Raw genomic sequence first — 13453 nt, 5'->3', positions numbered from 1 at the left:
CGTTTATGGCTGTATTAATTCAGCGCGCTCATATTTTGTTACAACAAGGTCGCTTCGATGATGCGTTTACTGCCTTGCGGCAGCACCTGAGCACCAATGCACATGATACGGAAGGCCTTTACCTGCTTACCATCTGTTACCTGGAAACAGGCAATATCGTGGAAGCAGAACAGGTAGCGGCTAACACCCTTAGCTTCGCCCCTTACGACGACCGGTTTTTGTATCTGCAGTCAAGAATTGCCTTCATTAAAAATCAATATAACGAGGCTATCCGTGCTATTAGCAGCGCGGTAGCTATCAATCCCGGCTATGCGCATTATTTTGCCATGTGGAGCCAGATACTGCTGAATAAAAAGGAGTATGAGGCGGCGCTGCAAAAAGCAGAAGAAGGCCTGGCATTGAATCCGGAAGATGAAGTTTGTTTGAATCTGCGCTCCCATGCACTATTTAGCCTGGGCAGAAAAGAAGAAGCGTTCTCCAATTTGCATGAAGCCCTGGAGCATAATCCGGAAAATGCCTATACCCACGCCAATCTTGGCTGGAAATGGCTGGAAGTACGCGATCACCGCAAAGCGCTGGAGCATTTTAGAGAGTCTTTGAAGATAGATCCCAATAATGAACTGGCCCGCAACGGCATGGTACAGGCCATGAAGGCAAAATACTGGCTATACCGGCAGTTCCTGAATTACTCTTTCTTTATGAGTCGCCAGAAAGCAAGCACGCAGTGGGGAATTATCATTGCGATTTTTGTGCTCACGCAGGTGGCTAATCAGTATTATTTCCCGCTATATGTAATACTGGCGTTGATTGCTGTTTCTACGTGGTTGATTACACCGGTGAGTAACCTGTTTCTTCGCCTGAACCCCTACGGCAGATATGCTTTGAGCCCGGAACAAACCAAGGTATCCAATATTGTAGGTATCCTGCTGGGCGCCACGCTACTCACAGGCGTTGCATTCCTGCTCACTGGTATAAACGGATTGTTGGCCTTGTGTATTTGCAGCGGCGTAATGTTATTACCTTCCGCCGGGCTATATGTAGCCGAAGGAAAGAAGTACCGTAATTTCACAAAGTGGTATGTGCTGGCACTTGCGGCATTGGGAGTATTGGGAACCTGCTTTACTTTTATGACAAACGAACCATTTAATATATTCGTTACCGTTATGTTGATAGGCGTCTTCGGCTACCAGATTTTAGCGAATTTTATACTGACGAAAGAAAAATAAAAAAAGCTGTTATAAACAGAAAAGGCTTCCGGTTTACGGAAGCCTTTTCTGTTTATAACCTAAACGTATATACGTAATTAAGCATCGATCTTTGCATACTTCGCGTGAGATTCGATGAATGCTCTGCGTGGCGGAACTTCGTCACCCATCAGCATACTGAATACGCGATCTGCTTCTGCAGCGCTTTCAATGGTTACTTGTTTCAGGGTGCGATGTTCAGGGTTCATGGTAGTATCCCACAGTTGCTCTGCGTTCATCTCTCCCAAACCCTTATAACGCTGAATGGTAACGCTGTCTTCCTTACCACCGCCAGCTAATTTCACAGTAGCAGCTTTACGCTGTTCTTCTGTCCAGGCGTATACTTGTTCCTTTCCTTTTTTCACGAGGTACAGTGGTGGTTGTGCAATGTACACGTAACCCTGTTCTACCATCGCTTTCATGTAACGGAAAATGAAGGTCAGGATCAATGTCGCAATGTGACTACCATCCACGTCGGCATCCGTCATGATGATGAGCTTGTGATAGCGCAGTTTGGAAAGGTTCAGTGCTTTATCATCTTCTTCTGTACCGATGGTTACACCCAATGCAGTAAAGATGTTTTTGATTTCGTTATCCTCGTAGATTTTGTGCTCCATGGCTTTTTCTACGTTCAGGATCTTACCACGTAATGGCAAAATAGCCTGGTAGTTACGGTTACGGCCTTGTTTGGCAGTACCACCCGCGGAGTCTCCTTCGACAAGGTACAGTTCACATTTGGTAGGATCGTTGTCGGAGCAATCGGCCAGTTTACCTGGTAAACCGCTACCGGTCATCACGCTTTTACGTTGAACCAGCTGCCGTGCTTTACGGGCTGCTTCACGTGCCTGCGCTGCCAATACTACCTTGTTGATCACCGTTTTAGCTTCGCGTGGATTTTCTTCCAGGAACGCATCTAATACAGCTGCTACAGAACTATCTACCACTCCCATTACATCGGAGTTACCGAGTTTGGTTTTGGTTTGTCCTTCAAACTGAGGCTCAGGTACTTTCACGCTGATAATGGCGCTCAATCCTTCGCGGAAGTCATCTCCGGTAACTTCTACCTTCGATTTTTCAAACATCTTATTTTTATCACCATAAGATTTGAATACGCGGGTAATAGCACGGCGGAAACCAGCTACGTGCGTACCTCCTTCAATGGTGTTGATGTTATTTACATAAGAGAAGATGTTTTCACTGAAAGCATCATTATATACCAATGCCACTTCTACTGCTACGTTGGAAGCAGGATCATGTGTTTCTACATAAATAGGCGCTGGTAACAGTGGGTTACGGCGACCATTTTTATCGAGCATCTGTATAAACTCCTTGATACCGCCTTCGCTATAGAAATTTTCGGTGAAGAAGTTGCCTGCTTCATCTTTTTCGCGTTCATCGGTCAGGGTGATGTTGATCTTACGGTTCAGGTAAGACAATTCACGTAAACGGCCGGCGAGGATTTCGCGGTTGTAAGTCGTTTCCTTGAAAATTTCACCATCTGGTTTGAAATGTACAGTAGTGCCGGTGACTTCGCTGTTGCCTATTTCGCGAACAGCATACTGTGGTACGCCACGGTGATACTCCTGTTCAAATAACTTGCCTTCACGTTCTACTGTTACATATAACTTGTCACTCAGGGCGTTCACGCAGCTTACACCCACACCGTGCAAACCTCCGGATACCTTATACGTATTCTTGTCAAATTTACCACCGGCGTGGAGTACAGTCATAACAACTTCCAGTGCAGAACGACCTTCCTTAGGGATAATGCCGGTGGGGATACCACGTCCATCATCCTTTACCCGGATAGAGTTGTCTTCCAGGATAGTTACGTCAATGTTTTTGCAGTATCCGGCAAGGGCTTCATCAATAGAGTTATCTACCACCTCATAAACCAGGTGGTGAAGTCCCTTAATGCCGATATCGCCGATATACATGGCTGGACGCTTACGTACGGCTTCCAGTCCTTCCAATACCTGAATACTCCCTGCATCATATCCGTTGCTGCTGGGGCTGGGTGCTTGCACTAATTCTTCGCTCATATGTTGGTGTAAAATCTATTAGAAATAAAAACGGTAGACAATCATGCAAAAATACGAAAAATAAGCCTTATTTCCACAAAAGAATGCCTGTTTTTAAGAGGTGAGGACAGGCCAATTTTATCTTTATAGATTTCCGGCGCCGGCTATGTCTTTTACCCCGGTAAATAAAGTTTTCCACACCAGGTGAAAGTAAGATCGCTGCACGTCCCGTTGGTAAACCACCGTTGCCGTACGTTCTTTTTCACCTTCCAGGGGATTAGATTCTCTGATAATCAGTGTATTAGCAAGGAAACTGGCCAGGCCTTTCCGTTTAAATTGTCGCTGCTCCTTATCTTGTGTAAGCACGGCTATTTTCAGGTGCTGGTAACGCATTTTTATCTGCCCCTCTGCTTTCCGCTCATCTCCTTTAATATGAAAGAGTAATTCCTGGATATCACAGGAACGGATTTCGATTTTTCCAAGCGGTTGGGTCACCACATTCAGGTCTTTGCCGTTCATGTTTTTCAGTGCTCCCGACACGGCAAAGTGTCCGGCGTTATCATTCAGCGTGAAATCAAACCTGGCGGTGAGCTTCCCGCTTTGCATAAAAACAGCGTCAAAGTTGGCCACCATATGCCTGTTTTTAGCCACCAGGCTATCTACATTGGTAATATGGGTGAACAGCCCATGTACATGGCTGAAGTTAATATGACCGGATTGGCCGGTAACAGGATTCATTTCCAGGTACTGTAAATTAACGTTATTGGCCACCAGGCTATCTAAGCTCACTGGAATCTTCAGCTTATGGAGCAGTTGGCTGGGAAATTGGCCCAACTTATTGCCTGGTGGCATGGGCAAGGTACGATCCCGGTATATCTCCACACTGCCTCCCCTGATGTTGACCCGCTGCGCCCATATTTGCTGTTCCTGCAATAGCAGGCGCGGATTAAGGTTGTACAGGCTGATATCATTCAATACTATATCAAAGCGGTCTTGTTGTACCCCGGTTTTTTGTTGAAAGTTGGCCTTTTCGTAGCGGGGCTGCACTTCAAACCTGCCAATATGCAGGGTACGTAACGCCGCATCATAGCGGATTCCCCGTACATTCAACCAGTAAAGGCTGTCCCTGGTACGATTCATATAATCTTTCATCCCGATTTCGTAGTTGTGGGCATATAAAAAGCGGGTAGGATCATCCAGCGCCAGGGAGTCTATCAGAAAATCATTGACGCGCACGCGGAGATTGTGAAATTGGTGAATGACGCGGGAAGAATCTTTCCGCGTAAAAATGTATTTAAAATTGGTACTGTCCAATGTTAGCTTGCCGATGAAAATGGACTTCATCTTGGCTGATATATGTTCATACGCCGTTTTAGGCGCACTGGTATCTCTGACAGTGGCATTTTGCTCCATCACGATGCTGGGGCTACTCACTGTAAGAACGGCGGCATTGAATTCTTTTCCGATGAAATATCGCCACGGTTTGAAATACCGGAGGGCTATTTTGTCTACACTAATGGTGTACAACGCTGATGGGGCCCGTTGTTGAGCTAGCAGCCGCTGGTAGATAGTGGTGTCGGGCATCATGACCGCCTTTTCCAGCACGAGGCTACCTGAGAGTACGTCCAGCCGAAGGTCCTGGAATTTGATGGTATAAAGACTATCAGATAGATCCGTTACATAGCCCTGTAGTTCCTGTTTCAACAGCTTGTTCCAATAACGGTTGAGGTACCAGCCGGTGGCCATCACCAATAAAGTCAGTATACCGAACGTGATCAACACGATTTTTAGGAGTCTGCGTATGTTAAATCCTTTTAGGGCCATATCTGTAAAGCATAAACGAAATTTATACCAATAAGTTCTGCTATGGGGCACTGCAGCCGGTTGGCAGGCATTAAATGGTCCAGTGGCATTGTAAGTGTATTGTCAAAAACGTATTTGTTTAAAAAATGAATCCCTAAATTTGTGACTTCGATAACAGCACGGCATTAAAAAAATAGCTAAAGTGAAAGAAATACAGGAAATATTGTCATTAGCCATTCCGCAGCCAGCGATGAGCGACCAGCTACAACTGGCGGAGCAGGATAGCGTGTTGGTCCCTGATTGCCTGGACTTTACTTTACAGCGTTTTACCTATGATAAGCCGTTGCCCGTAGAAGATGTGGCGATGGTGATATATCAACCCGCCAAAAGAGGCCAGTCTGCTGCTATCGAACTGCGGTACTGTGTGGCCGGCAGCAAATATTGTAAAAATCCGTCCTGTACGGATCAACTTTGTGTAGAAGGCAATAAAGAGGCCTGCGTAGATCGGGTTCCCTCTGTAGACGTTATCAGTGTGCGTTTCCAGCCAGCCTTCATACAATCATTGCAGAAAGGCACCACTACTTTCTCTTTGTTCGAAAATCAGTCGCAAAAGCCTTTCGTGAAAACCATTCAACCATGTACAAAATCAAAGTCTGTACTGGAAACCATGGTGCATCACGATTATGAGGGCATTCTGAAAAATATATTCCTGCAAAGCCGGGCGCTGGATCTGTTGTTATACAGCTCCGACCAGTTTATGCAGAATGATACCGATGAACGCTATGGTTGCCGCTTCCTGACTCACCTGGAAGACCGCGAAAAAATAGAAAATGCCCGCAGCATTCTGCTGGAACAATTGGATTCGCCTATTACCATCAGGGATCTGGCGCGTCGGGTGGCTATGAATGAATGTTACCTGAAAAAAGGTTTTAAGGCCATGTATGGTACTACTATATATGACTACTTCCAGAAAGAAAGAATGGAAAAAGCCAAAGGCCTCTTGTATGAAAAAGGCATGTCTGTTTCAGAGGTAGCTATGTTGATGGGGTATTCCTGTATTTCTCACTTCTCTACTGCTTTTAAAAAGCACACCGGTCTGAAGCCGTGTGAATTGCTGTTGCGTTAATACGCCGCTATTCGTTTACTTTTCTGAATAATTTATAGGGAGATGGTATCGGTAAATCCGCTGCTGTAAAGGAACTTTATGTATTTTCCTTTTTCGATCATTTGTTTTCCCGATTTGAAAAGTGGAAGATAAAATATAGGTGTTTCTTTGTAGCACGATAAGCAAATATCCATTTGCACTTCCTATAAGCTTCCTTATTAGATTTGACCATGGGAGAAGCTTTGCTGGCAAAAGTAAGTAAAGCCATAAATGTACTTGCATGAAATATCAAACACCATTGAAGTTAAGTGCATCTTGCCAGAAAAGTTTCTACCAGATTTTTATAAAGTCGTTCGCTTTTGCGGGCGACTTTTTTTTGTGAAATATTTTCATGACAGCAGGTGCAAAATGGCAGAGCTATTGTGTCCCAGGGAAGACGTGATGAAGATATAAAATGAAAAACCCCGCCCAAAAGAGCAGGGTCTGTCCTATTTATCCCTATACCTATGAAATACGTGTTTGTGTTATTCAGTAATGGTACCTGCTTCGTTCAATAACACTGCTTTATCTGTACCGTTGTCCTGAATATTTATTTTGTAGTATGAAGCTACATCTGATCTCTCAATTTTCCAGCCATCTTTTATGGTTGCTGCCGGATATTTTGTTTTCAGTGTACCAGACACTGATTCCGGAAGAGTTTGAGCATCATAAGCGCTTCTTGTGGCAATCCATTTGCCATCCGCATCATACTCTGCAATAGTGTTTATATTGTCTTTTTGGAAACTTGCTGTCCAATGTCCTGCACTTGTCTTCGTCCACTTGGCAGCTGTTGTTCCCGCAAAATTCTGATCAAAAGAACTTTTAACTGCTTCAGGTGCTTGCACCGTTTTAGCAACTACTTTTGTTTTTTTAATTGATTTTTTTTGCTGTGCAAAAGTTATGCCGGAAGTGAATAGAACCGCGCAAAAAATTAACGTCAACTTTTTCATATTCGATATGGTTTTTTCCGTTGGGTTAAATTTAACTACTAGGTTTTTCTAATCTTCCTGGCAAATACGCTAAAACAATGCCAAAAACGTAATTTATATACTCTTTATTGCAAATTACGAAAAAAACAATAAAAAATATTCAAAAAGGCTTGTTTTTAGTAAACTTCTCCCTTTAGGAGCCAGTGTATTTTCTTAACTTCGCACAATTTTAATCAATTATTGTCTAAATAACATCAAAGGGCGGGGAATTGTTTTATGTCCAGCAAATATCAGGAATATAACCAGTTGAATTTACCTCAGATCGAGAAAGATATACTCCAGCACTGGGAGCAGTACCAGACTTTTGAAAAAAGTGTGGAAGTGCGCGAAGGCGCCACTCCTTTTGTGTTTTATGAAGGTCCCCCAAGCGCCAACGGTTTGCCGGGCATTCACCATGTTATTTCACGTACGTTAAAAGACCTCGTTTGCCGTTATAAAACCATGCGTGGTTTCCAGGTAAAACGTAAAGGAGGCTGGGATACCCACGGGTTGCCGGTTGAACTGGGCGTGGAAAAAATGCTGGGAATTACTAAAAAAGATATTGGTACCAAAATCTCTATTGCAGACTATAATGAAACCTGCCGTAAAGAAGTACTGAAATATAAAGATAAATGGGATGACCTGACCCGTAAGATGGGTTACTGGGTTGATTTGAAAGATCCCTACATCACCTTTGAGAATAAATACATAGAAACCTTATGGTGGGCTATGCAAACCCTGTATAAAAAAGGTTTGCTGTATAAAAGCGTGAGTATCCAACCCTACTCCCCCGCTGCCGGTACAGGTTTGAGCTCGGCAGAATTAAACCAGCCAGGTACCTATAAGAATGTAAAGGACACTACTATAGTGGCCATGTTTAAAGCGTTACAGGCGGATAATTCTCAATTCCTTTTTGATGCTGCCGGTAGCATTGAGGTGTTTTTCCTCGCCTGGACTACCACCCCATGGACATTACCTTCCAATCTGGGATTAACCGTTGGAGCTAATATAGAATATGTGCTGGTAAGTACTTTCAACCAATACACTCACCTTCCGGTGAATGTAGTAATGGCGAAAGTATTGCTGGGTAAGTATTTTAAGCCTGAAGGAGAAAATGCAGACTTCGATGCCTATAAAGAAGGCGATAAAGTAATTCCATGGAAAATACTGAGCAGCTTTAAAGGCAGCCAACTGGAAAATATCCGCTACGAGCAACTGTTGCCATTTGCACAGCCTGAAGAGGGAGATCCTTTCCGTGTTATCCTGGGAGATTTTGTCACTACTGAAGATGGTACTGGTATCGTACACACGGCGCCTGCGTTTGGTGCGGACGATAACCGCGTAGGTAAAAAGAACAACATCGGTATTTTAACACTGGTAGATAGAGAAGGTAAGTTCACAGATAACGTGGGTGAGTTTTCCGGTAGATTCGTGAAGAACTACAAGGATGATCCTGAGTATAAAGATGTGGATGTGGATATTGCGGTAAAACTGAAGAAAGAAAACCGTGCCTTCAAAGTAGAAAAATACGAACATACTTATCCTCACTGCTGGCGTACTGATAAACCAGTTTTATATTATCCGCTGGATGCGTGGTTTATTAAAACCACCGCCATGAAGGATAGAATGGTGGAATTAAATAAGACTATTAACTGGAAGCCGGCGTTTACCGGAACCGGTCGTTTTGGGAACTGGCTGGAAAATATGGTCGACTGGAACCTCAGCCGCAGCCGGTATTGGGGAACACCGTTACCGATCTGGCGTACAGAAGATGGCAGCGAAGAGAAATGTATTGGTGGAATTGAGGAATTGAATGCGGAGATCCGCAAAGCAAGTGAAGTATTAGGAGGAGATGTGAATAAGTCGTACCTGCACGAAGGTATTCTGGATTTGCATAAACCTTATGTAGATGAGATCATACTGGTAAGTGATTCCGGCCAACCAATGCGTCGTGAACCTGATCTGGTGGATGTTTGGTTTGACAGTGGTGCCATGCCTTATGCACAGTGGCATTATCCGTTTGAGAATAGAGAATTAATAGAAAAAGGGGAATCTTTCCCTGCTGATTTTATCGCAGAAGGAGTAGACCAGACCCGTGGCTGGTTTTACACCCTCCATGTACTGGGTGTAATGCTTTTTGATAAAGTTGCATATAAGACTGTGGTATCCAATGGTTTAGTATTGGATAGCAATGGTAATAAAATGAGTAAGCGCCTCGGTAACGTGGTGAATCCATTTGACACCATTGAGCAATATGGTGCAGATGCTACCCGCTGGTACCTGATCACCAATGCGTCTCCATGGGATAGTCTGAAGTTTGATGTAAAAGGTATTGGCGAAGCACAGCGTAAGTTGTTTGGTACCCTGTACAATACATATAACTTCTTTGCTATGTATTCCAATCTTGATAACTTTACATTCAAGGAGGCATATATTCCGTTAGAAGAGCGTCCGGAAATTGACCGTTGGATCATTTCGGTATTAAACACCCTGGTGAAGGATGTTACTGCCAGCTTCGATGATTACGAGCCTACCCAGGCGGGCAGAGCGATCGAACGTTTTGTGGATGAGCAACTGAGCAACTGGTATGTGCGTCTTTGCCGTCGCCGGTTCTGGAAGGGAGAATATGAGCACGATAAAATCAGCGCTTACCAGACATTATATGAATGTTTGGAAAAAATTACACAATTGATGGCCCCGGTTTCCCCATTTTTCACCGATTGGTTATTTAATAACCTGAACAGTGTAAGCGGGCGTAACAAGGCGGCTTCTATCCACCATACTGATTTCCCGGTAGCCGACGAGAAAGCTATTGACGCAGATCTGGAAGAAAGAATGCAGTTGGCCCAGGATATTTCATCACTGGTATTATCCTTGCGTAAGAAGGTGAATATCAAGGTTCGTCAGCCGTTACAGAAAATTTTAATTCCGGTAACCAATGTTCGGATACAGGAGCAAATGGAAAAGGTAGCAGACTTGATAAAAAGTGAGGTGAATGTCAAAGGGATTGATTATCTTACGGAAACGGAAGGTTTTATCAAGAAAAAGATTAAGCCGAACTTCAAGTCGCTTGGTGGTAAAATGGGTGCAAAGATGAAATCTGTAGCTGCCGTTATCGGCGGGTTCACGGAGACAGATATTGCCACCATAGAACGCGACGGCCATTTCAACCTGGTTGTAGAAGGAGAGCAAGTGCAAATTCAACTCTCTGATGTTGAGATCATTTCCGAAGATATTCCGGGATGGACAGTAGCTAATAAAGGCGCTTTAACGGTAGCGCTTGACATTACTATTACTCCTCAGTTGCAGGACGAAGGAAACGCCCGCGAACTGGTAAACCGGATACAGAAAATCCGTAAGGATAGTGACTTTGCTTTAACAGATAGAATCAGTGTTGCCGTTGAAAGCGTGGAGACGCTCAAATCGGCCATTGTGAACTATAATGACTATATTTGCACGGAAATTTTGGCAGATAGCCTGGAATTAGTGGAGAGATTGCACGATGGTACAGAAATAGAGGTGAATGACCTTAAATTTAATGTATTAGTTAACAAAAAAAGCTAATCCCCCATGGCAACAAAAAAGAAGGTTGCTAGTAAAACGACCCAAAAGGCCGCTCCGGTGAAAAAAACGGTGGCAAAGGCTCCGGCAGCAAAAAAAACTGCTAAACCTGCTCCCGCAAAAAAAGCCGCACCAGCGCCTAAGAAAGCCGCTGCGAAAAAAGTCGCCCCTGCAAAGGCGGCCCCTAAAGCAGCAGCAAAACCAGCAGCCGGAAAAGCCGTGGTAGCCAAAAGTACCGCTAAAAAAGTCGCCCCCGTGGCGCCTAAAGCAGCCGTAAAAAAGGCTTCTGCCTTACCAAACAGTAAATTAACATCCGTCAAGAGCGTTGCTGTACCTGCAAAATCGACCGTTAAAAAAGAGCCTGCTGTAAAGCAGCAAGTGGTTACGAAAAGTGTTTCCGCTGAAAAAAAGAAACCATTTATTTCTAAGTCAGAAGAAAAAGAACTTAAAACGATGGCAGTAAAGAAAGCAGATACTAAGGTAGAAGTTGCTAAGGAAAAAGAATCCTCAAAAAAAGCAGCTGAAAAACCAGTTGTTAAAGCTGAGAAATCAGTAAAAGCTGAAAAATCCGAGAAGCCCGAGAAAGCCGATAAACCCGAAAAAACGGAAAAAACCGAGAAAAAAGGTGGAAAAGCTACTTTGGTAACTTATCAACCCGAGTTTACCAAATCAGTGCTGGATCAACCAGCTACGCCCACCGGCCCAGTATACAGATACAGTGATGCTGACCTTCAGGAATTTAGAGAACTGATCCAAAAGAAGCTGGAATCAGCTAAAAAGGAGCTCATCTACCTGCAAGGCTTAATCACTCGTAAAGATGAAGCTGGTACTGATGATACTGAAAACAAATACATGAGCATGGAAGATGGTAGCGGCTCCCAGGAAAGAGAGCAGCTGAACCAAATGGCCAGCCGTCAGATTCAGTTCATCGACCACCTGGAAAAAGCTATGATGCGTATTGAAAACAAAACCTATGGTATTTGCCGTGTAACCGGTAAACTCATAGACAAGGCGCGTCTCAGAGCTGTTCCTCACGCTACATTGAGCATCGAAGCTAAATTGGCTAAAAGTAAATAGTCTGCATAAGACCTAACAAAAAGGCGCTCCCGCGAACTGCAGGGGCGCCTTTTTTATTTCACTGTAATCAGGTTTCAGCAGGCCGCCTGCTTTTTGTTGCGCAACTGACGAACGGCCAGGTAAATCAACCCCGCACCTGCCAGCCCCACCAAACTACCGACCCCAATTTTCCTTGCTTGTTTTTTACTGATAGCCGGTAACCTGAACTTACCAGGACCCGCTTGTGCAATATCCAGCAATGGCGCCAGCGATAGCCCACTGATAATCTTATCGGCAACCTTTTCTACAATTTCACCACGGTACTGTGGACAAAACGCAACGCCGATACCTGCTTCCGCTAACAAGTTGCTGTCGTGCTTTCCATCGCCCACATAAATGATATTTTGCCGGTTAATTTGATATTGCTGTGCAATATGCGGGAACATATGGCTTTTGCTGTACACTCCTTCTTTCAGAAAATAATCAGCAACAGAAAATTCACCAGTAGCTACGCTATTCACCAGGTGTAGTTTATTAGCGAATACGAAGTCCATTCCCAGCTTATTTTTTATATGACGAGCTACCGTGCCATAACCCTCTGTAATAAGGCCACAGGCATATCCCCGCTTCTTCAGTTCCCGTACAATTTCCCGGATGCCAGGTACTAGTGGAATGGCATCTGCTACTTCCAGCATTTCAGCAATATTGCGTCCTTCAAATAGTGTAGCGGTTAATTGCATACGGGTAACGTCATCATGCCGTTCCGCTAATATCTGCTGCAGCGCATCTTCCTGGTCAAATGCAATAGCAGCCCATTGCAAATAGCTCTGCGTAAATACGGCGTGGTCCAGGTTAAAGATGACCATCTTCTGTAACTTATCAATAGACTCCAGGATGGAATATTCCATTTGTTCCCGTATCAGGTTGATATTCCCCAGTGTTTCCAGGTTTTCCTGCGGTATATTTTCTGCTTTGCGAAGAATAGTGCGGGATACCTCTCTCGACATTTTGCTCAGCTGTTCCCACGTTTGCATGGCGTTTTCTACTTTGCCGATATTGGCTTCTGTGATGCGTGCACCCAGGTGATGCATATCTATCAACAGGCCGATATCTACACCATAATCATTTTCAAAATGCACACGCGACAGAAATGATTTTCGCGCTGCAATCATACCGCTGAGTGGCTGCTGAAAGTGCGACAACTCCGGGTATAAGATACTTAGCAGTGGCTTGGCCACCAATTGGGTGACCCTGCCTGCCTGCCGTTCAAAATAGGATTTGACGAAGTCAGCTTCATCTTTCTCAATAGGACCAGTTAAGAGGTCTACAATATTGTCGGGGTAGGTGAGAATGTCACCATCAACATAAGCGATAATATCATGTTTAGCCGCCATCATTCCTTCGCGCATGGAAATCCCCTTGCCGCGCTGGCTGCTGGTAATCACTCTTACCTGCTCTTTCATGGCTTCTTCTACAGTATTGTCAATGGAATTATCGTCCACTACGATGATCTCAATTTTGCGGGATGTTTTTTTTACGGTTTTAATAACCTGGCGTATGGTAGCACCTTCGTTTAATACAGGAATTACGATAGATATCATAGGAGTTCGCTATGTTAAAAGGTTAAGAAATAGTGCTGCAAAGAGCTGGTATTGG

General features: G+C 44.2%; 8 protein-coding genes. 4 read left to right on the top strand and 4 right to left on the bottom strand.

Annotation, left to right across the window (positions count from 1 at the left end):
* Positions 1-5 precede the first annotated feature (5 nt).
* Positions 6-1226: a tetratricopeptide repeat protein gene (locus tag AC1DFM_RS26350; RefSeq protein ID WP_477079756.1), complete on the top strand. Its 1221-nt coding sequence runs from the start codon at positions 6-8 to the stop codon at positions 1224-1226.
* Between the two features lie 77 nt (positions 1227-1303).
* On the opposite strand, the gene gyrB is transcribed toward AC1DFM_RS26350, so the two are convergent.
* Positions 1304-3286: a DNA topoisomerase (ATP-hydrolyzing) subunit B gene (gene gyrB / locus AC1DFM_RS26345; protein WP_477079755.1), complete on the bottom strand. Its 1983-nt coding sequence runs from the start codon at positions 3284-3286 to the stop codon at positions 1304-1306.
* Positions 3287-3409: 123 nt separating this feature from the next.
* Positions 3410-5047: a hypothetical protein gene (locus AC1DFM_RS26340; RefSeq protein WP_477079754.1), complete on the bottom strand. Its 1638-nt coding sequence runs from the start codon at positions 5045-5047 to the stop codon at positions 3410-3412.
* A gap of 223 nt (positions 5048-5270) precedes the next feature.
* Here AC1DFM_RS26340 and AC1DFM_RS26335 point away from each other — a divergent pair, with 223 nt between their 5' ends.
* Positions 5271-6194 carry a helix-turn-helix domain-containing protein gene (locus AC1DFM_RS26335; RefSeq protein WP_477079753.1) on the top strand — a complete coding sequence of 308 codons (924 nt, stop codon included), beginning with the start codon at positions 5271-5273 and terminating at the stop codon, positions 6192-6194.
* A 503-nt stretch (positions 6195-6697) separates the two neighbouring features.
* Here AC1DFM_RS26335 and AC1DFM_RS26330 read toward each other — a convergent pair.
* Entirely contained in the window at positions 6698-7162 is a 465-nt protein-coding gene (locus AC1DFM_RS26330; protein WP_477079752.1) for a PepSY-like domain-containing protein, read from the bottom strand.
* Positions 7163-7417: 255 nt separating this feature from the next.
* Here AC1DFM_RS26330 and ileS point away from each other — a divergent pair, with 255 nt between their 5' ends.
* Positions 7418-10744 (top strand): isoleucine--tRNA ligase, encoded by a 3327-nt coding sequence (gene ileS, locus AC1DFM_RS26325; protein ID WP_477079751.1) that lies wholly within the window; start codon positions 7418-7420, stop codon positions 10742-10744.
* Positions 10745-10750: 6 nt separating this feature from the next.
* Positions 10751-11818, top strand: a complete 1068-nt coding sequence (locus AC1DFM_RS26320) for a TraR/DksA C4-type zinc finger protein (protein ID WP_477079750.1) — start codon at positions 10751-10753, stop codon at positions 11816-11818.
* A gap of 74 nt (positions 11819-11892) precedes the next feature.
* Here AC1DFM_RS26320 and AC1DFM_RS26315 read toward each other — a convergent pair whose 3' ends face one another.
* Positions 11893-13398, bottom strand: a complete 1506-nt coding sequence (locus AC1DFM_RS26315) for a glycosyltransferase (RefSeq protein ID WP_477079749.1) — start codon at positions 13396-13398, stop codon at positions 11893-11895.
* Positions 13399-13453 lie beyond the last annotated feature (55 nt).

The sequence above is a fragment of the Chitinophaga sp. 05T412 genome, assembly GCF_056396465.1.
This window is presented reverse-complemented; position numbering and strand designations above follow the sequence as displayed.

Coding starts and splice junctions, on each gene's coding strand:
- AC1DFM_RS26350 (WP_477079756.1), top strand. CDS start 6: ATGGCTGTATTAATTCAGCGCGCTCATATTTTGTTACAACAAGGTCGC.
- gyrB (WP_477079755.1), bottom strand. CDS start 3,286: ATGAGCGAAGAATTAGTGCAAGCACCCAGCCCCAGCAGCAACGGATAT.
- AC1DFM_RS26330 (WP_477079752.1), bottom strand. CDS start 7,162: ATGAAAAAGTTGACGTTAATTTTTTGCGCGGTTCTATTCACTTCCGGC.
- ileS (WP_477079751.1), top strand. CDS start 7,418: ATGTCCAGCAAATATCAGGAATATAACCAGTTGAATTTACCTCAGATC.
- AC1DFM_RS26320 (WP_477079750.1), top strand. CDS start 10,751: ATGGCAACAAAAAAGAAGGTTGCTAGTAAAACGACCCAAAAGGCCGCT.
- AC1DFM_RS26315 (WP_477079749.1), bottom strand. CDS start 13,398: ATGATATCTATCGTAATTCCTGTATTAAACGAAGGTGCTACCATACGC.